The 26,229-nt window shown below is 59.0% G+C and carries 22 protein-coding genes; 12 read left to right on the top strand and 10 right to left on the bottom strand.

Going from position 1 to position 26,229, the window contains the following annotated elements; genetic code table 11:
• Window positions 1-23 precede the first annotated feature (23 nt).
• The 3 genes from pyrG (at window position 24) to AC3RLQ_RS09575 (ending at window position 3,257) form a co-directional block, all read left to right on the top strand.
• A complete protein-coding gene (gene pyrG, locus AC3RLQ_RS09585; RefSeq protein ID WP_493036548.1) occupies window positions 24-1,643 on the top strand; it encodes a CTP synthase in 1,620 nt (539 codons plus the stop codon).
• A 131-nt stretch (window positions 1,644-1,774) separates the two neighbouring features.
• A complete protein-coding gene (locus AC3RLQ_RS09580; RefSeq protein ID WP_493036546.1) occupies window positions 1,775-2,521 on the top strand; it encodes a Bax inhibitor-1/YccA family protein in 747 nt (248 codons plus the stop codon).
• A gap of 37 nt (window positions 2,522-2,558) precedes the next feature.
• Window positions 2,559-3,257: a hypothetical protein gene (locus AC3RLQ_RS09575; RefSeq protein WP_493036544.1), complete on the top strand. Its 699-nt coding sequence runs from the start codon at window positions 2,559-2,561 to the stop codon at window positions 3,255-3,257.
• Window positions 3,258-3,348: 91 nt separating this feature from the next.
• Here the strand turns inward: AC3RLQ_RS09575 and AC3RLQ_RS09570 are convergent, their stop codons facing one another.
• Together AC3RLQ_RS09570 and AC3RLQ_RS09565 are read right to left on the bottom strand one after the other, a co-directional pair.
• A complete protein-coding gene (locus AC3RLQ_RS09570; RefSeq protein WP_493036542.1) occupies window positions 3,349-4,749 on the bottom strand; it encodes an MBL fold metallo-hydrolase RNA specificity domain-containing protein in 1,401 nt (466 codons plus the stop codon).
• Window positions 4,750-4,823: 74 nt separating this feature from the next.
• Window positions 4,824-6,782: a sialate O-acetylesterase gene (locus AC3RLQ_RS09565; protein ID WP_493036540.1), complete on the bottom strand. Its 1,959-nt coding sequence runs from the start codon at window positions 6,780-6,782 to the stop codon at window positions 4,824-4,826.
• A gap of 121 nt (window positions 6,783-6,903) precedes the next feature.
• On the opposite strand from AC3RLQ_RS09565, the gene AC3RLQ_RS09560 reads away from it, so the two are divergent.
• Window positions 6,904-7,977, top strand: coding sequence for an NHL repeat-containing protein (locus AC3RLQ_RS09560; RefSeq protein WP_493036538.1), 1,074 nt, complete (start codon window positions 6,904-6,906; stop codon window positions 7,975-7,977).
• Between the two features lie 5 nt (window positions 7,978-7,982).
• On the opposite strand, the gene glsA is transcribed toward AC3RLQ_RS09560, so the two are convergent.
• Window positions 7,983-9,800: a glutaminase A gene (gene glsA, locus AC3RLQ_RS09555; protein WP_493036536.1), complete on the bottom strand. Its 1,818-nt coding sequence runs from the start codon at window positions 9,798-9,800 to the stop codon at window positions 7,983-7,985.
• A 115-nt stretch (window positions 9,801-9,915) separates the two neighbouring features.
• On the opposite strand from glsA, the gene AC3RLQ_RS09550 reads away from it, so the two are divergent.
• Entirely contained in the window at window positions 9,916-10,968 is a 1,053-nt protein-coding gene (locus tag AC3RLQ_RS09550) for an NHL domain-containing protein (protein WP_493036534.1), read from the top strand.
• A gap of 9 nt (window positions 10,969-10,977) precedes the next feature.
• On the opposite strand, the gene AC3RLQ_RS09545 is transcribed toward AC3RLQ_RS09550, so the two are convergent.
• Together AC3RLQ_RS09545 and AC3RLQ_RS09540 are read right to left on the bottom strand one after the other, a co-directional pair.
• Window positions 10,978-11,901 carry an endonuclease/exonuclease/phosphatase family protein gene (locus AC3RLQ_RS09545; protein ID WP_493036532.1) on the bottom strand — a complete coding sequence of 308 codons (924 nt, stop codon included), beginning with the start codon at window positions 11,899-11,901 and terminating at the stop codon, window positions 10,978-10,980.
• 18 nt (window positions 11,902-11,919) lie between these two features.
• On the bottom strand, window positions 11,920-12,180 hold the full coding sequence (locus AC3RLQ_RS09540; RefSeq protein WP_395731087.1) for a Sec-independent protein translocase subunit TatA/TatB: 261 nt from the start codon (window positions 12,178-12,180) through the stop codon (window positions 11,920-11,922).
• Between the two features lie 322 nt (window positions 12,181-12,502).
• On the opposite strand from AC3RLQ_RS09540, the gene AC3RLQ_RS09535 reads away from it, so the two are divergent.
• From AC3RLQ_RS09535 to AC3RLQ_RS09515, 5 genes are all read left to right on the top strand, one after another.
• Entirely contained in the window at window positions 12,503-16,294 is a 3,792-nt protein-coding gene (locus AC3RLQ_RS09535) for a leucine-rich repeat domain-containing protein (protein ID WP_493036530.1), read from the top strand.
• 114 nt (window positions 16,295-16,408) lie between these two features.
• On the top strand, window positions 16,409-16,717 hold the full coding sequence (locus AC3RLQ_RS09530; protein WP_493036528.1) for a Dabb family protein: 309 nt from the start codon (window positions 16,409-16,411) through the stop codon (window positions 16,715-16,717).
• 18 nt (window positions 16,718-16,735) lie between these two features.
• Window positions 16,736-18,076, top strand: a complete 1,341-nt coding sequence (locus AC3RLQ_RS09525; RefSeq protein ID WP_493036526.1) for an aspartate aminotransferase family protein — start codon at window positions 16,736-16,738, stop codon at window positions 18,074-18,076.
• 438 nt (window positions 18,077-18,514) lie between these two features.
• Window positions 18,515-19,210 carry a 7-carboxy-7-deazaguanine synthase QueE gene (locus tag AC3RLQ_RS09520; RefSeq protein ID WP_493036524.1) on the top strand — a complete coding sequence of 232 codons (696 nt, stop codon included), beginning with the start codon at window positions 18,515-18,517 and terminating at the stop codon, window positions 19,208-19,210.
• A 29-nt stretch (window positions 19,211-19,239) separates the two neighbouring features.
• Window positions 19,240-19,857 carry a thermonuclease family protein gene (locus AC3RLQ_RS09515; protein ID WP_493036522.1) on the top strand — a complete coding sequence of 206 codons (618 nt, stop codon included), beginning with the start codon at window positions 19,240-19,242 and terminating at the stop codon, window positions 19,855-19,857.
• Here AC3RLQ_RS09515 and AC3RLQ_RS09510 read toward each other — a convergent pair.
• Together AC3RLQ_RS09510 and AC3RLQ_RS09505 are read right to left on the bottom strand one after the other, a co-directional pair.
• On the bottom strand, window positions 19,841-20,236 hold the full coding sequence (locus AC3RLQ_RS09510; protein WP_493036520.1) for a (deoxy)nucleoside triphosphate pyrophosphohydrolase: 396 nt from the start codon (window positions 20,234-20,236) through the stop codon (window positions 19,841-19,843). The two genes, AC3RLQ_RS09515 and AC3RLQ_RS09510, sit on opposite strands and share 17 nt — an antisense overlap.
• Window positions 20,237-20,245: 9 nt before the next feature.
• Window positions 20,246-21,343 (bottom strand): MGDG synthase family glycosyltransferase, encoded by a 1,098-nt coding sequence (locus AC3RLQ_RS09505; RefSeq protein WP_493036518.1) that lies wholly within the window; start codon window positions 21,341-21,343, stop codon window positions 20,246-20,248.
• A gap of 99 nt (window positions 21,344-21,442) precedes the next feature.
• On the opposite strand from AC3RLQ_RS09505, the gene AC3RLQ_RS09500 reads away from it, so the two are divergent.
• Both AC3RLQ_RS09500 and AC3RLQ_RS09495 read left to right on the top strand, forming a co-directional pair.
• The gene (locus tag AC3RLQ_RS09500; RefSeq protein ID WP_493036516.1) at window positions 21,443-21,700 is read left to right on the top strand and encodes a hypothetical protein; all 258 of its coding nucleotides are present in this window, start codon (window positions 21,443-21,445) and stop codon (window positions 21,698-21,700) included.
• Complete coding sequence (locus tag AC3RLQ_RS09495) at window positions 21,697-21,990, top strand: hypothetical protein (RefSeq protein ID WP_493036514.1); 294 nt, start codon at window positions 21,697-21,699, stop codon at window positions 21,988-21,990. Before AC3RLQ_RS09500 ends, AC3RLQ_RS09495 begins: the two co-directional genes overlap by 4 nt.
• Before the next feature lie 29 nt (window positions 21,991-22,019).
• Here the strand turns inward: AC3RLQ_RS09495 and AC3RLQ_RS09490 are convergent, their stop codons facing one another.
• The 3 genes from AC3RLQ_RS09490 to AC3RLQ_RS09480 are packed head-to-tail and all read right to left on the bottom strand — an operon-like array spanning window position 22,020 to window position 25,852.
• Complete coding sequence (locus AC3RLQ_RS09490; protein ID WP_493036512.1) at window positions 22,020-24,011, bottom strand: hybrid sensor histidine kinase/response regulator; 1,992 nt, start codon at window positions 24,009-24,011, stop codon at window positions 22,020-22,022.
• Window positions 24,012-24,032: 21 nt separating this feature from the next.
• Entirely contained in the window at window positions 24,033-24,500 is a 468-nt protein-coding gene (locus AC3RLQ_RS09485; RefSeq protein ID WP_422320536.1) for a response regulator, read from the bottom strand.
• Window positions 24,501-24,520: 20 nt separating this feature from the next.
• Window positions 24,521-25,852 (bottom strand): sensor histidine kinase, encoded by a 1,332-nt coding sequence (locus tag AC3RLQ_RS09480; protein ID WP_493036509.1) that lies wholly within the window; start codon window positions 25,850-25,852, stop codon window positions 24,521-24,523.
• Window positions 25,853-26,229: the final 377 nt, after the last annotated feature.

Below are 26,229 nucleotides of genomic sequence, written 5' to 3'. Positions count from 1 at the left end.
CAACCTCCAACCGAAGAGAATCCATGAAATACATTTTTGTCACAGGCGGCGTCGTTAGTTCACTTGGCAAGGGGCTTGCCGCCTCCTCTCTGGGCACGCTGCTCGAACTCCGTGGCCTGCGGGTCATCATGCAGAAATTCGATCCGTACCTGAACATCGACCCCGGAACGATGAACCCGTACGAGCATGGCGAGGTGTATGTGCTGGATGACGGAGCGGAGACTGATCTGGACCTGGGTCACTATGAGCGGTTCACCCACACGAATCTTTCCAAGCTGAACAACCTCACCTCCGGGCAGGTGTACCAGAGCGTGCTGGACAAGGAGCGCGCCGGGAAATATCAGGGGCGCACGGTGCAGGTGATCCCGCACGTCACTAACGAGATCAAGGCGCGCATGCACGAGGTCGCGGATAAGATGGGCGGAGACGTCATCATCACCGAAATCGGCGGCACCGTGGGTGATATCGAAGGCCTGCCTTTCCTGGAGGCCATCCGTCAGTTTGGCCATGAGGTGGGTGCTGGGAATGTGCTGTACATTCACGCGACGCTGGTGCCTTACATCAAGGCTGCGCAGGAACTGAAGACGAAGCCCACGCAGCAGAGCATCGCGAAGCTGCGCGAGATCGGTATCGCCCCGCACATCATTCTCTGCCGTACGGAGCATCCTCTGGACCTGGATGTGCGTGAAAAAATCTCCCTGTTCGGTAACGTGCCCATCGAGTCCGTGGTCGAGGTGCGCGACGTGAAGCACACCATCTATGAGGTGCCTTTGAAGCTGCATGAAGAGCGGCTGGATGACAACGTCTGCCGCCTGCTGAATCTGACCACTCCGCAGCCGGATCTCACCCGCTGGCGCAACTTTGTGCAGCGCGTCATTCACCCCACGCACCACGTGCGCATCGGGGTCGTCGGCAAATACATCGAACTGCAGGACGCTTACAAGAGCATCTACGAATCTCTCACGCACGCCGGTGCCTCCCACGACTGCAAGGTGGACATCATCCGCGTCGATGCCGAGAGCATTGAAAAGGCCGGTCCTGAGCTCTATCTCACGGGTTTGCAGGGCATCCTCATTCCCGGTGGTTTCGGTGACCGTGGCACGGAGGGGAAGGTGACTGCTGCCCGCTATGCTCGTGAAAAGGGTATTCCGTACTTTGGCATCTGCCTCGGCATGCAGATCGCCGTCATTGAGTTTGCGCGCAATGTCTGCGGCTTGAAGGGCGCGACCAGCACCGAATTTGACAAGACCACTCCGCACCCTGTCATCAGCCTGATGGAGGAGCAGAAGAAGGTGAAGCAGCTTGGCGGCACCATGCGTCTCGGCTCCTGGGTCACTGATCTGGTTCCGGGCAGCAAGGCTTTTGATCTTTATCGAAGCGCCACCATCACGGAGCGTCATCGCCATCGCTTCGAGTTCAATTCCGACTACAAGGAACTGATGGAGCAGAAGGGCATGCTCATCTCCGGCACTTCACCGAAGGGTGATCTGGCTGAAATCATTGAACTGCCCTCGCACCCCTACTTCGTGGGCTGCCAGTTCCATCCTGAGTTCCTTTCGAAGCCGAACAATCCGCATCCGTTGTTCTTCGGCTTCGTCAAAGCCGCCATGGATCACCATGCGGTGGCGGATCCGGTGTGCTGAACAGAGGCAGCTTGAACTTCGGTTTTGGTGCCTTTTGTGGGTGCCTCAAGCTGAGGAAAAGCATCAAAGAGGTCGATTGACCAACCCACGGGGCGTCTTGTAGCTTGTGATTGCAATCACACTCACAAATCATGCGCTCTTCCAATCCTACGCTTAGTGACCATGTCTTTGAGAAATCACGCTCCGGGAATCCGGCAGAAGGAGTGATGACGCTCAATGGCACTGTGCTCAAAACCGCCATTCTCACCCTGCTGCTGGTCACTTCGGCCAGCTGGAGCTGGAAGATCCTCATGGGGGGCAGTGCTCCTGCATGGTTTGGCTCCGCGCTCACCTATGGCTGGATCGTTCCTCTGGCGCTTGCACTGATCATTTCCTTCAAGCCCAAGACGGCACCGGCACTCGCGCCGGTGTATGCGCTGACTAACGGTGTCATTGTCGGTCTCATCTCCGCCATCTATGAGAAGGCCTTCGGTGGCATCGTCCTCACCGCTGTCATGCTGACCTGCGGCATCCTGTTTGCCCTGCTCGCCGCCTACTCGACTGGTATGATCAAGCCGACCGAGAATTTCAAACTGGGCATCTTTGCCGCCACCGGTGGCATCGCGATCTTTTACCTCGCCACCATGGTGCTTGGCATGTTCGGCATCCACATTCCCGGCCTATTTGGCAATGGCTGGGTGGGCATCGCCTTTTCGGCATTCGTGGTCATCCTCGCCGCGCTCAATCTGGTGCTGGACTTCGATTTCATTGAAAACGGCTGTGCCGCCGGTGCGCCGAAGCACATGGAATGGTATGCCGCCTTCGGTTTGCTGGTCACCCTTGTCTGGCTCTACCTTGAAATTCTGCGTCTGCTGAGCAAGCTGCGCAGCCGCGATTGAATCCTTTAGATTGCTGAACTCCAACCTGCTTCCTGCCATGAAAACATCCTTCTTCTTCAGCCTCCTGCTGGCCAGTGCTTCACTGAGTCAGGCCAATCCTGAAATCGCCACGATCATTGATCAGGAATACGGGGCCGCGACCTCCGAAGGAGTGGTGTTGCTGCAATCACCGGCCAGTGCCGCTGATCCTACGCAGTGGTCCGTCTATGCGCGTGATCCATTCCGCCAGGGGGAACTCGTGCGTGCCATCCTCACCGCTGAAAAAAGCGGCTGGGCACCCAAGGCCGCCGGTGGCGGCACCAAGCTGCTCACGCGCGTGCCGCCGCAGGTCATCGCGTTCAACCGCATCAGATTCCGTTCGTCCGACGCACTCAAAATCGCGCAGCAAAACGCGGCGCTGGCCAAGACGAACTTCGTCACTGCTGCTTACCAGCTCGCCGCCAATGCCACCACTGGAGCGCCTGAGTGGGGGCTCGCGCTCAATGGCACCGATGGCAATGAAGTGGGTTTCATCGTCATCTCTGCCGAGACCGGCGCGGTCATTCATCAGCAGTGGGACAACGGTCTGGCCAGCAATGTGCCCGGCGCGCCTGTTTCTTCTCCTGAGCCCGGTTCCAAAGGTGAACGTGCCGCCGACAACGTGAGACGTGCCGCTCGCAACGCCTGGGAATGGACCGGCGACACGGGGCTCGAAGTCGGGCACTTCTTCAAGCGGCTGTTCAAGAGCGGGAATTGATGCTGACAGGGATGCGGGCACTGCTGCTCGCAGCTCGAACGTTATGATGAGTCGTGCGGGCAAGAGCGCCCGCATTCCTCCTGATATTCGTTTATAGCTCCACCGCCTGATTCATCACCGCGATTTTCACGCTGCTTTCTTCGTGCTTTGCATCCAGGGCGGCTTTGAGGGCGCTGGAGCGGTCGGGTTCGCCGTGGACGAGGAAGACGTTTTTCTTGGGACCCTGAACCCGATTGAACCAGCCGAGCAGTTCGTCGTGGTCGGCGTGACCTGAGAAGGAGTCGAGGATTTCAATGCCGGCGTGGACTTCAAACTCGTCGCCGAGGATGTTCACGTGCTGGTGGCCTTCACGCAGCTTCCAGCCGAGCGTGTTCTCCGCGCAGTAGCCGACGAAGAGGATGATGTTGTGATCGTTGCCGACGTTGTTGCGGAGGTGATGGAGGATGCGGCCGGACTCGGCCATGCCTGAGGCGGAGATGATGATCGCCGCGCCTTTGAGCTTGTTGAGGTTCTTCGACTCATTGACATCCCGCACGAGCTGCAGCCCCTCAAAGCCGAAAGGATCATTGCGCATGAAGGCCGCTTCATGCACCGCGGGTTTGAGTTCATCCACATGGAGGCGGAAGATCTCGGTGGCTTTTACTGCCAGCGGGCTGTCCACAAAGGTGGGGATCAGAGGGAAGCAGCCCTCGTGGCGCAGCTGATCCAGCGTGTAGAGGAGTTGCTGCGTGCGCTCGACCGCGAACGCGGGGATGATGAGCTTGCCCTTTTGCTGCAGGATGCGGCGTATGATCCGGCAAATGTGCTCGTTGGAATCCGTGGCCAGCTCGTGGTGTCGTCCGCCATAGGTGCTCTCCATGATGATGTGATCCACCTTTTCACAAGGTTCAGGATCACTGAGGAGGTCGTTGTTGGGACGGCCGATGTCACCGGAGAACAGCAGGCGGGACTTTTTGCCGGTCTCGCGGTCGTCGATGTCTAGGATGACCTGAGCGGAACCGAGGACGTGGCCGGCATCAATGAAGGTCATGGTCACGCCGTCGGCGATGATCATGGGGCGGTGATAGCCCACGGACACAAACTGGCGCATGCAGTTCTCCGCATCCTCCATGGTGTAGCTGGCTTCCAGCAGCGGCAGGTTGTCGTTCTTGCGGTGGCGGTTGAGCCAGTTGATGTCGCTCTCATGAATGTGAGCGGCGTCCGGCAGCATGATGCTGCACAGGTCACGCGTGGCAGGAGTGGCGAAGATGTTGCCGCTGAAGCCGCGTTTGCACAGGTGAGGCAGATTGCCGCTGTGGTCGATGTGCGCATGGGAAAGCACGACCACGTCAACCTGCTGCGGATCAAAGGGAAAGTCGCGATTACGCTCAAAGGCTTCACTGCGCCTGCCTTGGTAAAGGCCGCAGTCTAGCAGGATGCGCTGGCCGTTGACGGTGATGAGATGCTTGGATCCGGTGGTGGTGCCGGCGGCACCGCAGAAAGTCAGTTTCATGGTTGGAGAAAAGGTGGCCAGTTGCGCCGCAACTGACTGTCAGTCTGGACCGGTTGCGGCGCAACCGGGCAACTTTATTTCATCCGAAATGCCTCCACTTCCGTGGTGAAGGCAAACGTGTTCGGATATTCGCCGGAAAGCTTTTCGTGATGATCCAAGTAGGTGATACGGATGTAGCGCGCCTCCGCGTCAGGGAAATTCAGACCGGCACGTTCTGCCTTGCCGAGTGGAAACACGTGCCTGCCGACTTCGCGGAAGGTCTTGCCATCCGTGCTGACGGAGACAGCGATGGTCTTGGTCGAGCCGACTGTGGGAACGCCGACGCGCACGAGATTGAGCGATTGGGCTTTTTTGAGGTCAATCGTGACGTGCTTGGGAAACGTGTCGGTGTTGCTGGTGGCGTAGCAGTTCGGCGGAAACTCTGCATAAGAGCCGTCGGTCAGGCCGGTGTCCCAGCCGTAGGTGTTTTTGTCGCTGCTTTCCCAGGTGCAGCCACGGGCGAGGTTGTCGCCCAGATCCGGGTCCACCGGCCAGTGTGTGTGGAAGGCAGTGGCGGGCAGGCCTTCTTTGTTCATGAGATTGGCGATGGCGAGCTTGCTCCAGGCAAAGCGGGCACGGCGGGGTTCTGGGGCAGCGGCGGAACTGATGAGGACGCTGCTGCCGTCGATTTTGGCTTCGGCGGGGTGGAAGAGGCCGTCCTTGCCGGCGATTTCGAAATGCGTGAGCGGTTTGCCGTCTCGCGAAGCGAGGCCGCTGGCTGCGTGGTCAAACTTCACACGGATGGCGCTGCCTTCAGTGGCGTGACTTGCATAGAGCGGGCCGTTGGGTTCGATCTCACTGCGGCCGTAGTTTTTTGCCAGCGCCCAGAGTGACAAGCGGCGGGCCACTTCCTTTTTATGCGCAGGGTGGATGTCGGATACTTCACCGATGTCCGAGATGGTTGCCATGCCGGTGTTCGGGATATTCAGGCACTCGCGCTGCGCCTGCCAGAACTGCGGCAGGATTTCCACGTCCTCCGCGCCATATTGCCACGGGGCGATCTGCACAAAGTAGAAGGGCAGATTTGGCTGCTGAAAGACGCTGCGCCAGGAGGCGAGCAGGGCCTTCGTCTTCTCCGTGTAGGTGAAGCCTTCCGCGTGGTTCGACTCTCCCTGATACCAGATGGCACCACGAAAGGCGTAAGGTGCCAGCGGATGAATCATGGCATTGTAGAGCGAGGTCGGCGTGACCTGGTTCAGCGGCAGCACCGCCGGCTGTGCGGGCATGGCTGGTATGGCCTGCTTCTGGCCAAGGGCCGCACGTGCGGACTGTGTCCAGCTTTCGATGGCGGACAGATACTTCTCATTCACCGCACGGTAGGAATCGCTGCCGGGAAGCTTGGAGCGGATGTCAGCGGTGAAATCCTTCAAGGCAGGCACGGCTTCAAAGCCCTCAATGCTTGTCCACGGTTCGATCCGTGTGCCGCCCCAGGCGCTGAGAATGATGCCGACAGGGACTTTCAGCTCCTCCTGCAGCCGCAGGCCAAAGTAATAACCGATGGCCGAGAATGAGGCGGCGCTTTCCGGTGAACTGCGCGCCCAGGCGGTCTTCACGTCATCCTGCGGAGTCAGCGCCACGGTCTTCGGCACTTCGATGAGACGCAGATTGGGATGCGTGGCTTTGGGAATGTCTGCGGCGCTGTCCGGCTTCATCTGCATCTCCCACTCCATGTTGGACTGGCCGGATGCCAGCCACACTTCTCCGACGAGCACATCCTGAATGGTCATGTTGCCAGCCTTCAGCACCTGCGGCTCGGCATTGGCGGCAAGTGGGTCGAGTTTCACCATCCACTTGCCACTCGCATCAGCCTGCGTTGTTTTTTTCTGCCCGGCAAACTCGACGGTGACGTCTTCTCCCGGGGATGCCTTGCCCCACACGGGCACCGGCAGGTCGCGCTGCAGCACCATGTGATTGGTGAAGATGGAAGGCATCTGTACTGCTGCATGCGTGGTGGTCAAAACAGCAAGACAGGCGCAGAGAAGCAGCAGTTTCATGGGTGGTGCGCGAATTCTGGCAGGCTTGCCGAATTGCGCCAGCAAAACGGTGCGCTGAATTGCGTACTCATTTCCTGCTTGGCATTCACCACGCAGTCCTTCATCGTTCCAAGTTCCCACCATGCGCCTCCTCCTCACCCTCGCTTTTCTCGTTCAATCTGCCACCGCCGCCGAATGGACCATCTCCACCTTTGCCGGGAATGGCACCCAAGGGGGCAGCGGTGATGGCGGTCCTGCGACTGCGGCTCAGATCGACAATCCCTTCGGCGTCACACGTGGGCCGGATGGTGCCATCTGGTTCTGCGAATACACCGGCCAGCGCATCCGCCGAGTGGCTCCAGACGGCACGATCAGCACCATCGCAGGCACTGGGAAAAAAGGTTACACCGGCGATGGCGGCCCAGCCTTGCAGGCCACCTTCAATCTGCCGCATGAGCTCCGCTTTGATGCGAAGGGGGATTTGTACATCGTCGATATGACGAATCATGTGGTGAGAAAGATCGACATGAAAACGAAGATCATCACCACTTTTGCAGGCACGGGCGTGGCAGGCTACAGCGGGGATGGTGGCCCGGCGGCGAAGGCGCAGTTCAAAAGCCCTCACAGCATTCAGTTTGGCCCCGATGGCAGTCTTTATGTGTGCGACATCGGAAACAACGTCATCCGCAAGATCGACATGAAAACTGGCGACATCAGCACCTTTGCCGGCACCGGCAAACCCGGTGCGACACCGGATGGCGCTCCCATCGCAGGGACACCGCTAAAAGGGCCGCGCTCACTGGACTTCGACAAGGCGGGCAATCTCTGGCTCGTCACTCGTGAGGGGAACCAGGTCTTCAAGTTTGACCTCAAGGCCGGCAAGATCCATCACGTGGCAGGCACGGGGGCCAAAGGCTTCACCGGCAACGGTGGTCCTGCCAAACTGGCGACGCTGAGCGGTCCGAAGGGGGTGGCGATTGACGCGGCAGGCAATGCCTGGCTGGCCGACACGGAGAGCCACAGCGTGCGCATGATCGATGCGAAAACCGGCAACCTCGAACTCATGGCCGGCACCGGTGAAAAAGGCGACGGCCCGGACGGCAATCCGCTTCAGTGCAAAATGGCGCGCCTGCATGGCATCTTCTGCGATGCAGACGGCACCGTTTATATCGGCGACAGCGAAACGCATCGGGTGCGTCTGCTGAAGCAGAAGTAATACCACTACGAGCGGTGGAAGGCAGAAATGGACAGGTTTGCCTGACGCAGGCGGCTGGCGATTTCCTGCGTCATTTCCTGCAGCAGCGTGATCTTCAGCGAGGGGTTGCGCTCGTTCAGGGAATCAAACCAGGCTTTGGTGATGACCACGCATTCCACGGGCTCCAAGGCCACGATGTCTGCCGAGCGCGCTGAGCCGTCCAGAAAAGCCATCTCACCCACGGTCATCCCGGCGGTGAGGACGTCGATGCGCTTGCGCGTTTGATGATCGGTATGGATCTGCACCTCCACGGTGCCGCCGACCAAAACGAACATCTCAGCCGCCATGTCTCCCGTGCGGATGATGGTCTGATCGCCCGCATACTGACGCCGCTGGAGTTCCTTTTCGAGAAAGGCGATGTCCTCATTGGTGCACTGGCGGAAAAGGGAGCAGGATTTGAGCGACAGCGGTGCATGCGGCCGCCACGAGACTCCTGAGACTTCGAGCAGCAAGGAATCCTCGCAGTGTTCCAAGGCGGCATCCATGGTGGGGAAGATATCCGTTTCAGCGATGCCGACGGTGCGCAGGGAGGTCATGAGCTTGGCGGGCTGGCAGAAGATCACGCGCACTCCGTGAGGGGCCAGGCGTGCGCCGAGATTGGCCAGCAGGATCAGGCTCACGGAGTTGGCGTTGACGACTGCGCGCAGGTCAAAGATGATGTGCTTGCACTCTGCGGCAAGTGAAGTGGCATGGCGAATGACCGGCTCAATGGTGGTGAAGGTGAGGCCGCCCTGCAGTTCCATGACCTGAATCATGGAGCCGTTCACACGCAGGAGCTCGCGCGCCTGCGGTGTCAGCCGACGGCGTGAGACCACCTCGCCGCCATGATAGGCCAGGCGGATGGCTGAGAGAGGCGTCGCGGTCGGATTGAGCATGTGCAGCGCCAGCTCGCGAGAGAGATCCATGCAGACTTTGATGCCGCGATCGCTGTTGCCCTGTTTGTCCAGAGGCGGTGAGAAGATGCCGATACCGAGTTGTCCGGGCAGCACGGCCAGGATGCCGCCGCCGACGCCGCTTTTGGCGGGCAGGCCCACGCGGTAGATCCATTCGCCGGACCAGTCGTACATGCCGCAGGTGGCCATGACGCCAAGCACGTTGTCCACGTACTCGGAGGGGATGACGCGTTTGCGCGTCAGAGGCTGGATGCCTTGATTGGCCAGTGTGGCTCCCATCAGCGCCAGATCCCGGCAGGTGACCTCCACCGAGCATTGCTGGAAATAAGTTTCCAAGGTCTCATCCGGGTCTTCATCCAGGATGCCGAAATTGCGCAGCAGCCATCCGATGGCGCGGTTGCGGTGTCCGGTTTCGCTTTCACTGCGATAGACTGACTGATTGATCTCCAGGGGCCTTCCAGCAAAGCCGCTGAGGTAATTCACCACGCGGTCGATGCGGCTCTGGCCGTCTTTTTTCAAAATCTGTCCGGCGGTAGCGATGGCCCCGGCATTGATCATGGGGTTGAAGGGGGCGCCGGTGCCTTCCTTGAGGCTGATGGCATTGAAAGCTTCGCCCGAGGGCTCCACGCCGATTCGCGACAGGACATGGCTTTCACCGCGGTCCTCCAGCGCGAGGCCGTAGACCAGGGCTTTGGAGATGGACTGGATGGTGAAGGCATGGCGGGTGTCGCCAACTTCATAGACATGGCCGTCGCGTGTGGCGATGCAGATGCCAAACAAGCGTGGATCGGCCTTGGACAGTTCGGGGATATAATCTGCCACATGACCGTCCATGCTGGACGCGTAGCGTGAATACAATTGTTCGACGTACTCTTGGATGGGAGAGAGCATCCTTATTGTAAAGCATTCGCCATGCCGAGTGCGTAAAATTCTGAAAATGGATGTATTGGCGATGTGAATATCGTTTGGAAAAAATCGATGCTTCAGCAAGTATCTCTTCATCACCATGATTTCACTCCGCACCTGCCTCTTTGCCCTTAGTCTACCTTTCATCGCACATGCTGATCAAATCGTGCTCGTCGCCGGCGGGGGAGCGAAGGACGCCATGGACATCGCAGCGACGGATGCAGTGCTGAAGGAGCCCTTTGGCACCGCTTTTGACTCCGGCGGGCACATGTGGATCGTCGAGATGGTGTCAGGCAACCGCCTGCTGCAGGTGGATGGTGGCGGCACCATCCAGCATGTGGCCGGTCAATTGAAACCCGGCGACAGCGGTGACGGTGGGCAGGCCATTCGTGCGCAGTTTAATGGGCCGCACAATCTGGCCGTGCTGCCCAATGACAATGTGTTGATCGCTGACACCTGGAACGGTCGAGTGCGCGTGGTGGACGTGAAGGCGCGCATCGTTTCCAATCTTGAAGGCTGGCGTGCCCCTGCTGGCAAGGAAAAGGGAAATGGCCCTTATTGCATCACGCTGAACTTTGAGGGAACCAAGCTCTACATCGCGGATCTGCTGCAGGTGCATGAACTCGATCTTGCCACGCACCAGAGCAAGGTGATCGCTGGCAATGGCAAACGCGGCAGGCCTGAAGATGGTGCCGTGGCCACGGATGCTCCGCTCTCAGATCCACGTGCTGTGGCGCCCGACCGTCAGGGAAACATCTATATTCTCGAACGCGGTGGCAATGCGCTGCGAGTGGTCGATAAAACCGGCCATATCCGCACCGTGGTCAATGCCAGCGGCAAAAAGGGTGGTGAAGGGGATGGAGGTGCCGCGCTCGAAGCCACGATGAACGGCCCCAAGCATCTCTGCGTGGACAAGGACGACAGCGTCATTATCGCGGATGCCGAGGCTCATCTGGTGCGCCGGTTTGTTCCGACCACAGGGAAGATCGAGCGCATCGCCGGGACAGGCAAGCAGGGCAGTGCGGGAGTGGGGGGGGATCCCCGGCAGTGTCAGCTTGCACGTCCGCATGGCGTCACCATCAAGCCGGACACGGGAGAGCTTTACATCACGGACAGCTACAACAATCGGGTGCTGAAGATTGTGAAGCAGTAGCAGCGCCACTCATTTCAAAATCGGCGCTGGGCTGATTTTGAGGACCAGGGGGCGGTGATCGCTGGCTTTGTAAAAGTCGCGGTCGGCGTGTACGAAGGAGTTGCGGGTGTCGATGTGTGGCCGCAGCAGGCGGCTGGTGAAGCAGTAGTCGAGGCGTGAGTAGATGTCCGCGGTATCCCAGAAATGGGTCCAGACCTCGCCATTGGCATCGCGCAGGAGGACATCAGTCAGGGATGTCTCTGCGGATCGCGGGCTGCCCATGATTTCCGCGAGGGATGGCTCGTTGCGATGGGCGTTGAAGTCGCCGTAGGCCAGGATGCAGGCACCGGGCTCCTGGGTGAAGATGGAGTCGATGTGCAGGCGGAGCAGGCGTGCCTCATTACGGCGCATCTCGGCCTGGTCGGCCTCGGAAACCGTGCGCATGGACTTCAGGTGCACTCCCAGGAGATGCAGATCAAAGGTGGGCGTGATGGCAATCGTCACATCGAGAATACCCCGCTGAACCGGCAATGTCTGGGCACCGATTTGATAGGTTAGCGCGGTTTGCGTGTTGCGTGTCTTGATGGGCAAACGCGAGAGGAGGGCGAGACGGCGTGAGGGATCGCCTCCATGGGCCAGTTCGGTGTAGGGCAGATCCACGCCTGCGGCTTGAAGGCGCTGCTGCAACTCTGCCAGGTCGTCGGCGGTGCCGATTTCACAGATGCCGAGGATGTCGGGGTGAATGGAGGCCAGCATTTTCACCACTTGGGCGCGCTCAGCTTCGGGCTTCGGGGTGGGAGGTTTGCCGATGGATCGCTCCATCGTCAGCCAGTTCTTCAAATTGTAAGAGCAGAACGTCAGGCGCTCCGGCTCGGCGGCAGACAGAAGCGCGGCGAGAGCAAAAAAAACGGCGGGTCCCAAGACCCGCCGCGTGAACTGTGAAAGTGGCAGCATGCCAGCGGATGGATTCGACTAGGAATCTTCGACGTTGGCGACGGGCTGGCGCTTTTCCTGAGGAGGCGTGATTTTTGGGCGCTCGACTTCTTCCTGGGCGTTTTGGAGCTCCTGCTCGAACTCGGTGCGGGCCTTTTTGAACTCGCCCATGCTCTTGCCCAGGCTGCGGGCAAAGGTGGGGAGCTTTTTCGCGCCAAACAGGACGAGAATGAGAATGCCGATGATGATCATCTCAGGCGTGCCGAGAGGACCGATTGCAAGGATGGATGTGGGGTTCATGATGGTACTAGGTTTGCATTGTTCGTGGTGACGTGCAACGCGGACTTTAAGTCGTTCCCAGTGGGGCCATGGTCCTTTGCGCGGAGTGAAAACGACCCGGCAGGAATGCCGTGGTGATGTCTTCTGTGTTATTTAACGCCGCAACGGGCTGGAGGTTAGCAAAAATTCCACATTTATGAGTGATTTCTTTCCAGGCAGGCGCGCCTACCATGGTGTGGTCCAAGGAAGATGGAAAACCCATTTGCTGCCGTGCTGACCTATCGCTCCCGGGATGCCGCTTGACCATCTGTCCTACCTCGTGTTCTCCAGAGGACCGCAATTCATGTCGTCCACATCCCGCCCCGAAGGCTTTGTCATCGCCAGCCAGCTGATCGCCCAGGAGGCAGAGGCGCGCACGGGTGTTCTTGATCTGGGCGGGCTAGGCTTGCAGGCCGCGCCGCTTGCCCTGCGGCAGCTCACGCACCTGCGCGTCTTAAATTTAGGCACCCATTGGTATGACTCCTCGTGTGATGACTGGCACAAGGCGGCGCATGATCTGGGGAACAATGATCTTGATGTAGGCTGGTCCAGCCTCGGGGCGCTTGTCAATCTCCGTGAGCTTTACTGTCCGTGTGTCACGCTCCACTCCCTGCAGCCTTTTGCCGCTCTCACCGCGCTGACCCGTCTGGAGTTCTGGCACACCCAGGTCAGCGATTTGCAGCCGCTCGAAAAGTTCACTTCACTGGCCATGCTCATGTGCGCCAGCACGCAGGTCACTTCCTTGCAGCCGCTTGCCAATCTCAGCACACTGACCGAGCTGGACATTTCCTGCACGGGCATCCGCGATCTTGGGCCCCTGGCTCAGCACCACGGCCTGACCACGTTGAAATGTTACTCCACGCCGGTTAGCGATCTGCGGCCGCTGAAAAATCTCACCAAGCTGACTCAGCTCACCGCCTGGCTCACGTTCATCTCTGACCTGACACCTTTGGCAGGACACACGGCACTGACGGAACTGGACGTCAACGACTCCAAGGTCACCTCGCTGGAGCCAATCGCAGAGCTCACGGCGCTCACGATGCTCAGGTGCGGCGAAACCGCCATCAGCGACATCTCGCCCATAGCCCGCCTGACCGCGCTCACCTGGCTGGATATCAGTGGCCTGCCGATACGCGATCTGCAGCCGCTCGCGCAGCTCACCGCACTGACCAGCCTCAATTGCGACAAAACACAGGTCAGCTCCCTTGAGCCACTGGCCCGCCACACCGCGCTGGGACGTCTGGGGTGCTCAGAGACCTGCATCACCTCACTGCAGCCACTGCAAAATCTCACGGCACTGACCCATCTTGACTGCTCCTCCACCCAGGTCAGTGACCTGCTTCCGCTGGAGGATCTTCCCTTGTTAAATGAACTGGATTGCCGCCACACATTGGTCACCCATTACCCGCCCTTGCTCGTGGAGCGGATGCAGAATGAAAAGCTGAAAATCACACCGCTTTCTTCACCGCGCGGTTACGACATCGCCGTCAAATGCATCGCGGACGAAGCGACCCGGCGTACCGGCACGCTGGATCTGAGCGGGCTCGGACTCGTGGCCGCACCGGAACAGCTGCAGAAACTCACGCACCTGCGAGTGCTTGTTTTAGGCCGCGGTGCTTATGATCCGCAAAAAAAGCAATATGCCGCGGAGACGCATGCGTGTGGAAGGAATGATTTGCGGCGCGGGTGGGAAGATCTCGCGGCGCTGGCGCATCTGACCGAGCTCCAATGCTGCGGCACCGAATTCTCCGATCTCACTCTCCTGGCCCGGCTGCCCGCTCTTGCCCGTCTGCGCTGCTCCAACACCAAAATCAGCGATCTGCAGCCGCTCACTCAGCTCACGGCGCTGGTGCAGTTGGACTGCTCCCACACCGCCGTCAGCAACCTCCAGCCGCTGGCGGAAATGAAGGCGCTGACCCAGGTGGACTGCTCCGGCACTGCCGTCAGCGATTTGGAGCCTCTGTCCCAGCTCCCGGCTCTGACCACGCTGCGGGTGAGCGCGACATCCATCCGCGATCTCCGTCCGCTGGCACGGCTCTCGGCGCTGAAGAAGTTGGATTGCTCTGTCACGCAAGTCGCGGATTTGCAGCCGCTGGGGCAGCTTGCTGCCCTGACCTGGCTGGACTGTTCCGAAACGGAAATCAGCGATCTGCAGCCTCTGGCGCAGCTCCGCTCATTGAACTGGTTGAAATTCTCACGCACTCGCATCAGCGATCTGCAGCCGCTGGCAAACCTCACGTCACTGACCGCTTTGAACTGCTCCCGGAGCTGGATCAGCGATTTGCAGCCGCTGGCGCAGCTCAACGCACTCACCACGCTGAATGTGGCGCTGACGTCGGTTTCGGATCTCCGCCCGCTGGCGCAGCTCTCCGGACTGGAGTCGCTCGACTGCAACAGCACCTTGGTCAGCGATTTGCAGGCACTCTCCCAGATTCGTGCCTTGACCACGCTGGATTGCTCAGGCACGCAGGTCGAAACTCTGGAGCCGCTCGCGAAGCTCACCGCACTCAGGTTGCTCAATTGCTCGCTTACGAAAATCAACGAGTTAAGGCCGCTGGCAAAGCTCAAATCACTCACCACACTGGATTGCAGCAGGATCAGCCTCCATGACCTGCAGCCGCTGAGGGGGCTAACGGCACTGAGCCGGTTGGACTGCTCGCTTACCCACGTGCGGGATCTGCGGCCTCTTTCAAAACTCTGTGAACTTGAAACTCTCCGCATCTCCTTCATACAGGTCAGCGACTTGCAGCCATTGGCGCGGCTCTCCAGGCTGAAGACGCTGGACTGTTCAGAGACAAACATCTCGGATCTGAGCCCACTGGCAAAGCTCCCGGCGCTGGGATCGCTGGACATCTCACGAACGAAAGTCGAGAGCCTGCGGCCTCTGGAAAAACGCCGCACACTTACATCGCTCAAGCTGTCCTGGACGTCGATAACCGATTTGGAGCCGCTGGCGCGACTTGAGGCGCTGAAGGAATTGAACTGCTCTTCGAGCCCGTTGAGCGATATTCGCCCGCTGGCAAAGCTGGCGGAGCTGACCAGCCTGAATCTGGCTTCGACGAACGTCATGGATCTCGGCCCGCTCGCGCAGCTCTCCAAATTGACTGTGCTGAATTTGAACCGCACCCTTGTCAGCCATTTGCAGCCGCTCTCCGGGCTTCATGCGCTGACCACGCTGGGATGCGCAGGCCACAACATCAAGAATCTGCAGCCACTGGCGCGGCTCCGCGCTTTGAAGTCGCTGGACTGCTCCGGCTCTGAGGTGAGTGACCTTCGACCTCTGGCGGGGCATGCCGCCATGGAAAAACTCAACTGCGCCGGCACCAAGGTGGCTGATCTGCGCCCCCTGTCCCGGCTCACTGCGCTGACGGAACTGAACTGCCACCGCACGCTGGTCAGCTCTCTGCAGCCACTCAAGCACCTCTCCGTATTGGCCACTCTTGATTGCGAGCGTGCCTGCGTGGCCAGTTTTCCCATGTGGCTTCATGACCGGGTGAGGGCGGGGACGCTGCGACTGCGTGAGTCATCTCCGATCGAAGGTCTGGACATGGCCCGCCGATTGATCGAAAAGGAGGCGAAGGAGCAGACGGGGTTTCTGGATCTAGGGAGGCTGGGCCTGCGGGATGCGCCCCTTGAGCTTCTTGAACTCACGCATTTGCGCGTGCTGAATCTTGGAAGCTGGTACTTCGATTCCAGCAGAAAAGCCTGGTGCAGATCGGCAAATCACGTGGAGTTCCTAGATGAACGTGCCATGAGCGACAATGATCTGATGCATGGCTGGGCTGCACTCGGGGGGCTGATCCATCTGACCGAGCTCTATTGCTCAGCTGCGCTCATTACGGACCTCAAATTTTTGTCGCGCCTCCCTGGCCTGACTGCGCTGGACTGCTCCCATTCCGCGCTCAAAGAACTCACAGCGGTGGTCCAACTATCCCAATTGACTACGCTGAACATTTCCAATACCGAAGTCAGCGACTTTCAGCCGCTGTCGCAGCTTGCCAAGCTGACTCAAGTTTACTGCTCCAGCGCCCAAGTCTCACGCATTCCCGCCTCGCTGATTGAGAAGGGCATTGTGCGGAGTGTCGCTGCCACATGAGCTGGCGGCCGCCTGCTGTAACCGATCTGCACCTGAAATTCCACACTGGTTCCCTCCTCATACCAGACTTTGCTGATTGCACAGACTCTCTGTGCGCGTACCAATGCGCTCACTATGATTCACAACGTTTATTTCTGGCTCAAGCCTGATCTTTCTGCGGAACAACGCGCCACTTTCGAGACGGAGCTGATGCATCTGCTCGAAATCGACTATCTCGTGCATGCCTTTGTGGGCAAGCCGGCGGACACGGAGAAGCGGCCGGTCTGCGATCACTCCTTCAGCTACTCGCTGACGCTGCATTTCAAGGACCTGAAGGATCATGAGTTCTACCAGAAGGAATGCCCGAAGCACCTGCGCTTTGTGGCGGCGTGCAAGACATTCTGGGAGCGGGTGGTGATTTACGACAGTTCTCCGCTGCATTGATTTCACCCTTCCACGGCCATGTCCTACACTTTTCCGAAATCCGCGGAGCTCTTCGCCCGCGCCCAGCTTAGCATCGCAGGTGGCGTCAACAGCGGCATCCGCAAGATGGAGGTGCCGGTGCCTCTTTACTTTGACCACGGCAAAGGCTCGCGCCTTTTCGATGTCGATGGCAATGAGTACATCGACTTCCAAATCGGGCAGGGGGCCATCCTCTACGGTCACGCGCCGGAAGGAATGGCCAATGCCATTGGCACCCAGGCGCACAAAGGCACGCACTGGGCTGCGCAGAGCGAACTGGAGATCGAGGTGGCCGAGCGGCTGCAGAAGATGATCCCGGGCGCAGAACGCGTGCGCTTCAACAACAGCGCGACCGAGGTGGTGCTCTCCGCGCTGCGACTGGCCCGTGCGCACACCGGCAGGTCGATGATTTTGAAGTTTGAAGGTCATTACCACGGCTGGGGAGATGAGGGACTTGTGGGCTACGCACCACCTCCGGGACAGTGGGGAACCGAGGACGACCCTACCCGCCTGCATCCCAGCAAAGGGGTGATCCCCGAGGTGCTGAACACCTTTGTGGTGGCCCGCTGGAATGATCCTGCGCATTTGCGTCAGCGGGTGGCGGAGCATCACGATCAGATCGCCGCGATCATCTTTGAGCCGGTGCTGTGCAACACGGGCTGCATGCCTGCGGTCGCTGGCATGCTCGAAACGATCCGTGAGTTGTGTGATGAGAACGGCATCGTCATGATCGCGGATGAAACGATCACCGGTTTTCGATTTGGAGCGGGCTGCGCGCAGTCGTATTATGGCTTCACGCCCGATCTGACGATCCTCGGTAAGGCCATCGGTGGCGGTGTGCCGTTTGCCGCGCTGGTGGGCAAAGAGAAGATGTTTGCCAAGATCATGAGCGGCGAAGTCGTGCATGCGGGCACTTTGAATGCGAATCCGCTCTGCCTTTCGGCTGCGAAGTGGTGCCTGGATGAGGTCATTGCGCTTGGAGGCAAGCATCCTGCATCCATGATCGCGCTCGGCGAGCAGTTGATGGCTGGTTTGAGCAAACTGGCTGCGCAGCACAACATCCCGCTGCAGCCGCAGGGGCCCGGCCTCGTCTTTCATGCCACCATGCTCAAGCCTGGTGCGCCTGCTGGACCCATCACGAACTACCGCGACTACGCTCTGCGTCAGGATGCGCCGCGCTGGGCCCATCTGCGCCGCTGCCTCCTTGAAGAAGGCGTGCGCGCCATCGAGCGGGGACTGTGGTTCATCAGTCTTGCGCACACGCAGGCGGACATTGATGAAGCCCTGCAACGTGCCGCGCCCGCCTTTGCCCGCCATGCGGCGGAGTGGAAAGCCCCGTGATATGAGTCATGATCAGAGCGATGCTGCCTTTCCAGGTGAGTTTAAGTCCTCGCCTGTATCACTCCTGATCGCGATGATTTCCTGTTTGGGTATCCTTCTGGGCATTGGGTATTGTTGGGAGGACGGCCTGCATGGTGAAATACCACCGCAGACAGCCTCCTTGCTCTTTACTCCAGTCGTTTGGATCGCTTCGCGTCAGCCTCTTGTGGACCACCGATTTCATCGCTTCGCACTGGCCACGGCGTTGTGTTGTTTTGGGCTTGGATGGTTTGTTTATTCAACGGGCATTCGCATGGGTTATATGGATTGGATCATGGCGCGTGGAGTTGGGCGGAATCCACATTCTCAGAGCCTTCTGCTGGGGTATTTGGGGTTCTCGGTTTTGGTCTGCACGCTGGTGGTTTGTTATCCTTTCAAATCAAGAAACACTCTGGAGCCATGCTGATCTCCGAGACTTTTTATTCCGTGCAAGGTGAGGGCTCGCTTGTAGGCGTTCCTTCTGTGTTTGTGCGGACTTCCGGCTGCAATCTGCGGTGCACGTGGTGTGACACACCGTATGCGTCGTGGAAGCCGGAAGGCACCGAGATGAGCGTGGAGGAAATCGTTGCCGTGGTGCAGCGTGAGCCGACGCGCTTTGTCGTTGTCACCGGTGGTGAGCCGATGGTGGCGAAAGGGATGCCGGAGCTGCTGGCGCAACTGCGGGAAGCTGGGAAGCATATCACCATTGAAACGGCAGGGACCATCGCGCCGCAGGGCGTGGCGTGTGATCTGGCCTCCATCAGCCCGAAGCTGGCGCATTCAACGCCGAGCGAAGCGAAGGCTGGCAAGGCATGGGCGGAGAAGCATGAGAGCCTGCGCCTGCAGCCGGAAGTGCTGCGTGCGTGGTGCGAGAGCTACGACTACCAGCTCAAGTTTGTCGTCGCCACTGAGGCGGACGTGGAAGAAGTGCGCGCGGTGGTGGCGTCCATCGGGGTGCCGGTGCCGCCGGAGAAGATTTTGCTGATGCCGGAGGGTATCACTCAGGAGGCGCTCAAGGCGAGGCAGGCCTGGCTGGTGGAGGTGTGCAAGTGCACGGGCTGGCGTTACTCTCCGAGGCTGCACATTGATCTGTTTGGCAACAAACGCGGGACATGAAACGGCGGTCGTCGAGAGGGTCGCGATTTTTGTGGTGGCTGCTGTGGCTGTCTCTCGCGGTGCTGCAGGCTTGGAATCATTACCGTGACAAGCCGGTGTCGACCCAGCCGCCGGAAGCAGAGAGCCGGTTTGTGGCACTTGCCGACGCCCAGCTCGTCGAGGATGCAGGCAATGATGGCGACAGCTTCAAGATCGCGCATGATGGCGGCGAGCACGTGCTGCGGCTGTACTTTGTCGATTGCCCGGAAAAGCGGTTGTATCCGCTGGTGAAAAATCGGCTGAAGGACCAGGCGGCTTATTTCGGGGGCTTGAGCATTCCGCAAACGGAGCACCTGGGGTTGGAGGCGAAGGTCTTCACTGAGAAACTGCTGCATGAGCAGCGCTTCACCATTCAGACACGGTGGGAGCGCGTCTATGACAGCGCCCGCTCCTATGCGCTGGTCTTTTTTGATGATGGCGAGGAACTCTCTGAAAAGCTGGTGAGGGCGGGACTGTGCCGGATTCACACCAAGGGGACGTGGATGCCGGATGGTCGCGGGGAATTCGACTTTGAAACGCATCTGCGTGCCCTGGAGAAAGATGCGAAAGCCAGGAAACGCGGTGCGTGGGGGAAACCGAAGCCGGTGCCTTCTACATCAAACCCGTGAGCAACGGCACATCCGCCGGGGCGAGATTGTAGCTTTGCAACTGCGAGCGCTCCACCCACACCAGAGCGGTGTGTTCGTGTGGGTGAGGGGCGGGGCTTTCAGGAGTGAGTTCGCAGATGAAGGGGATGAGTTCGATGCTGCCCCAGTCATAGGCGTGGACGAAGGGGGTGAGGGTTTGCGTGATGTGCACGGTGCAGCCGAGTTCCTCTTGAAGTTCACGGTGCAGGGCGGTCTCGGCGGATTCGCCGGGCTCGACTTTGCCACCGGGAAACTCCCACAGGCCACCGAGTTTTTTGTCGGGCGGACGTTGCGCCAGCATGATGTGATCGCCACGCACAATGATGGCGCAGACGACGGGCACGGGCGGGGGCGTTTCCATGGACGAAGTTCAGGCGGTCGCGATGGTCAGAGCGGCCTTGGCGGTGCGCACGGCGGCGTCGGGCATGCTGATCTTGGCCATGTTTGCGCGCATGCGGCGGCCCACGGCGCTGTTGTTGGTGAGGATGCTTTCGACGGCGGCGGCGGTTTCCTTGGCGGTCTTGGTGACGATGCCGCCATCGTGCTTGGTGAGCATCTCGGCATTGCCCTCCTCCTGGCCGGGGACCACGTAGTCGATGACGGCGGGGATTTTGGCGGCGAGCACCTCATGCAGGATGGCACCACCGGCCTTGCAGATGACGACGTCATGCGTGCGCAGAAATTCCGGAATGCGCTTGGTCCAGCCGATGATCTCGATGGTGCCGGGCGGCATGGAGTCCGTGAAGCGCCGCAGGACGTGGTAGAGGCGCCTGTCATGCTTGCCCACGGGCAGGGTCATTTTCACGCCGCTGCGGAAGAGGGGCTTGAGGGCCTCCAGCGTGGCAGCGACGCGTCGGCCAGTTGTGGAGGGCAGGTAGAGAATGCGGGCATGCGAAACCGGCGGCTGCTGGGGCAGGGGCTCTGTGAATGCAAGATCCACAGGGAAACCGGTGACGCGGATCTTTGACTCAGGCACGCCGAAGCCGACGACTACTTTTTTCGTTTCGTCATCGGCTACGCAGAAAAGTTCGCTGCCAGACATGACCCAGACGCGGTTCACGCTGATGGAGTCGGTGATGACGGTGCAGAGCGGCGGCACGGCCTGCTGTTTGGAAAGGGTCTCAAGCAGGATGGCATACAGCGGATAAGTGCTGATGATCAGTCGTGGCTGCTCTTGCTTGATGCGCGCTTTGAGAGCGTTCACCATGGCGGTCTGCCAGAGGGCGTCCGGCCCGGTGACGGAAGGCTTGCCCATAAGGTCATAGGTCATGCGCCAGCCGGCCGGCCAGTGGGTGATGGCGAATTGGTACAGGCTTTTGCACACATCGGATATGCGAGGCATGGACTCGCTGATGAGATCGCTGGTCTCGATTTTCTCATTGGGGCACAGACGGGTCAGAGCCTCCGCCACAGAGCGTGCGGCGGTGTTATGCCCATCGCCAAAACCTGCGGTTAGGATCAAAATCACTGCGCATCGCTGGCTGAGAAACGAGTGAAAACAAGCGAAAAGGGCAGGCAAACTCGTGGGTTGACATTATTTCGTATTTGTTAATAATCAGGATTTAACATGACTCGGCAACGTGCCAGAACCACGAGCCAGACGCTCGCAGCCACCGTGACCCTCGCAGTGGTGCTGATCATGCTCACGCCGCTGCGCCGAGGCGCACTGGAAAATCAGTCACGGCAGGCAGGTTGGACACCGCTGCTCAATCTTGGCGGCATGGCCGACAGCGATTCATTCCACCGTTTGCACACCTCTCCTGCTCACTTTGCGGCGAGCGATCGGCCACTTTCCCGCCAACCTTCTTCCATTCCGGTGCCATGAGCGGCCGGTTCAAGCCTCCGGGGCAGTGTCCGGTGTGTGGTGAATGGGTGCCCCGAGGAGCCGCCGCTTGTGATGACTGTGGAGCCTGTGCGAAGTCTGGGTGGAGTGGCGATACGCATGCGGATGGTCTGGATCTGCCGGATGACGAGTTCGACTACGATGACTTCGTGGCGCGTGAGTTTGGCGGCAAGACCTCCAAGCAACCGCTGGGCATGAACCTCTGGTGGTGGGTGGCGCTGGTGCTGCTGCTCATCCTGGTTGTCGGCGTGCTGATGCCGCTGTTTGGGTGAGTGGGGGATCTCTCCGCTTCACTCGGCGCTCAAGCAGTCAGGGGCATCAAGGAGGCGGAACTCTCAGAAATTCCATTGATCGGATGGGTCCGAAAGACCTGAGCGGACTTCATTGGAGGTGGCGCAAAGATGCGGCTGAGAACTTCTGCAAGCTGGTGTTCATCACAGGGTTTATCCAGAAAGTTGGTGACCCCTAATGCTCTAAATTGGCTCTGGACCTCATCCTCCAGGCGACCGCTGGAAACGATGATTGGAATTTGGGGCAGGATCTTTCTGAGCATGCCCACAAAGGAGAGTCCGTCCTGGTTCGGCATGTGCAAATCGGTGATCACGGCGTGCACAGACGGATGCTCTGCCAGCCATACCAAGGCTTCGAGACCGTCCCGGGCCAGCACGACCTGGAAATTCATGCGCTGCAGCACTTCACGGGCGATCTCCCGAACCGTTGTTTCGTCGTCCACGAACAAGATGATTTCGCCCTGACCGTAAAAAGGCATCTTCTTGTTATGCGCCTGCTCGGGCTCGGCGGCGGAAGTGTCGGCAGGCAGAAAAGCGGTGAAAGTCGTCCCTTGGCCGGGGGCTGAGGACACCTCAAGAAAACCATCGTGCCCCTTGATGATGCCCATGACGGTGGACAGGCCCAGTCCGGTGCCTTTGTCAGGTGTTTTGGTGCTGAAGAAGGGATCAAAAATGCGGTCGCGGATTTCTGCCGAAATGCCTGTGCCTGTGTCATTCACTTGGATTGCCACAAAATGACCGACTCTGGCATTGGGGGGCATGCCAGGATGCACGCTGCTGATTTCCACCTTCTTTGTCATTAGAGTAAGTTTGCCGCCTGAAGGCATGGCGTCCCTGGCGTTGACGCAAAGATTCAAAAGAACCTGATGAAGCTGTGTGGCATCCGCCAGTACCGGGGGGAGGTTTTTTTGGCGCTCCACCGTGATGGTGATGTTTTTTGGGAAGGTGCACTCCACGATGGCCCCCATTTCCTGGAGGAGGTAGTTGACCTGGATAGGACTACGTTCTCCCTCCGAGCCTTTGGCAAAGGTAAGCAGCTGGCGGATCATGGCTGCGGCGCGTCTGACGCTGCTGTCAAACAAGTCCACGATGCCGGGTGCGCCCGGATACTTCGCTTTCAGCAGATCCACCCCCATCATGATGGGGGCCAGCGCGTTGTTCAGGTCGTGTGCAATGCCGCCCGCCAGTGCGCCGAGGGCTTCCTGTCGCTGTGAACGAAGCAGCTGCTGTTCCAGCGCCTTGGCTTCGGTGAGGTCATGATTGACGGCGAGGATGCCGTCAGGAACGCCTTGTGCGTCAGTCAGCAAAGTGAGCTGACAAAAGACGACCAGAGCACGTCCTTCTTTGTTCTTTTGGCGTGTCTCACCGTGCCACTGACCGGCGCGCAGCACCTCTTGAAAAATAGCGCTCATTCGCTCCTCGGGTTCGCGAAAAATCACACGGAAAACGGAATCTCCGCTGATCTCGGCCTGGGTGTGGCCGTAGAGCTTGGTGGCCGCCGGATTCCAGAAGCTCAGGGCCATGCTCTGATCACAGACAAAGATGGCGTCTGTGGCCTGGTCGATGAGGCGGGCCTGACGGCGGATGTGTTCGGTTGCCTGCTTGCGCTGTTTCAACGCATGGTATTCTTCCAAGGCACGCTGGACGGCCGAAGGGAGCCGTTCCATGCGCTGCTTGAGAAGGTAGTCCGTGGCGCCTGCTTTCAGGCATTTGACCGCTTCTTCGGCCTCGATCGCTCCAGAGACAATGATGACCGGAACGTCGGGGCAGCTCGCTCTGGCCAGGATCAGAGCAGTAAGGCCGTCGAAGTCCGGAAGATTAAAGTCACAAAGGATCAAATCATGACCCCGCTGTGCCAATGCCTGCTCATAGGGCCCGCGGCTCATGACATGGCTGATCTCACAACGAACACCGTTGTCATCCAGCAGATCGGCCACCAGCGTGGCATCACGCAGGCTGTCGTCGAGATGCAGGATTCGGGTGGGCGTGGATGGAGCGTGCATGGTGTCGGCCTGGCTCTGCGATTACTTTCTCACTTCATGGCTGGGCTGCACGCTGCACGGAGGCGGTTCGTTCATCATCGCCCAGAACCCGCCGACCATTTTCACGGCTTCGACGAATTCATGGAAGCCCACAGGTTTCACCACATATGCATTGACCCCCAGATGGTAGCTCTTAACCAGGTCCTGCTCTTCGCGCGAGGAGGTCATCATGACCACGGGAATGACTTTGAGGTCCGGGTCACCTTTGATCTGGCGCAGCACCTCCAGTCCGTCGACCTTGGGCATCTTCAAGTCGAGCAGGATGACCGCAGGTTGTTCATTGGTGCGGTCTGCGAACGGGCCGCGCCTGTACAGGTAGTCAAGTGCTTCGGCACCGTCGCGCAGGGTGACCACTTCATTGGCCAGATTGTAAGTGGCAAGCGCATCCAGCGCCATTTCAGTGTCGCGTGGACTGTCATCGACGAGGAGGATTCGTTGGAGGTGTGACATGGATTGGGTCGGGTTGAATGCTATGAATTCGTTGATCGTTTCAGGGTGAAATAGAAGGAGCTGCCTTCACCTGGTTTGCTTTCCGCCCAGACACGGCCGCCGTGCCGGGCAACGATGCGGCGCACGTTTGCCAGGCCAATGCCCGTGCCTTCGAATTCATCCGCGCGATGCAGCCGCTGGAAGACGCCAAAGAGCTTGTGGGCGTACTGCATGTCGAAGCCCACACCATTGTCGCGCACAAACAGAATGAGCCGTCCATCCTCCTCGCCAGCGGTGCCGATTTCAATATGTGCCGGATCGCGCGGGCGGGTGTATTTGACTGCGTTGCCCACCAGATTGACCAGCACCTGCCTGAGCACGGCCGCATCTCCGGTGACCGTGGGCAGCGGTGCGATCTTCCACTCGATGTTTCGATTCTGAGTCGTTGGCTCAAGCCCGTGAAGGGCTTCCTGCAAAAGGGTGCTTAGTTCAACCGAGCCTTCACTCATTTCAATGCGGCCCATGCGGGAAAAGGCGAGGAGATCGTCAATGAGCTGGCCCATTTCCGTGCTCGCTTCGTTGATGATTTTGAGATAGCGCCGGGCTTTCTCTGACAACTGGCCGTCGATGTTTTTTTGCAGCATTTCGACGTAGCCTTGAACATGCCGCAAAGGCGCACGCAGATCATGGGATACCGAGTACGAGAAGGATTCCAGCTCCTTGTTGGCTTCGAGAAGTTGTTCGGTTTGATGCTTCAAGTTCGCGTTGAGCCGTGCAATCTTCGCGTCTGCTTCCTTTTGTTCGGTGATGTCACGGCCCGTGGCATAGGTCAGGCCTCGTTCGGCCTCTCGCTGGGCTTTCCAGGAAATGCAACGCCATGAACGGTCTTTGCGCTGATATCGGTTTTCAAAATGAATGGTTCGTTCGCCGCGATTGAGTTTTTCCATTTCAACGAGTGTGCTGGCATGTTCCTCCGGGTGGACAAAATCCAGGATGGGCCTTGCCTGCATTTCATCTGATGTGTACCCGAGTGTCTGGGTGAAGGCCGGGTTGACTTGCTTGAAAAAGCCGTCCGTTCCGGTGATGCACAGCAGATCAAGCGATAGGGTGAAGAAGCGTTCGCGTTCGGCCTCAGCCTGCTGGCGGGCGGAGGTTTCCTCGGCGGCGAGGCGATGCAGCCGCTGATTGTGGCGTGAGACATAGAAAGCTCCCAGAGCAGCCAGACTGCTGGAGACCGCGATCGTCATGGCATGCGACTGCCAGAGGGTGATTTTTGGAAAAAACCACATCTTGATGAACTGGTAACCGGTCATCAAAACCGCGGTGGCCAGCAGCACCATGAGCGAATGAACGTATGAGTTTTTAGAGCTCATGCGAAACAGAACTGGTGCCAAAGAGTGAAGCGGTCTTTCTGAGCTTTCAGCTGCTCTGGATTCAGACGATTTGGATCGAGATAAAGAACGGACGTGGGTTTGCCTTGCGAGTCAGTGTTGTGATGTAGCAGCAGAGGCATTCAATATGTGGGCTGGCTAAAAATGTGGTCCACATCATATCCTTATACATACTGATAATTGTTACAGTTGTGTGATCCTCAACGATCTAAGGCTATGCTTATGCATTTTTGGGCGCAGATGATAAGTGGTAATCCAAATTACCAGATCTCCCAATGATTGGTCCCAGTCTGGCCGCGCTGCCAATGGCGAATGTTCATGCGATGGCATTGATGATATCGCCCGGATTTGACGGATCA

The organism is Prosthecobacter sp. GW821-HT29F12 (assembly GCF_058803405.1).
The sequence above is the reverse complement of the archived record's forward strand: the minus strand, read 5'-3'. Positions and strand labels throughout refer to the sequence as shown.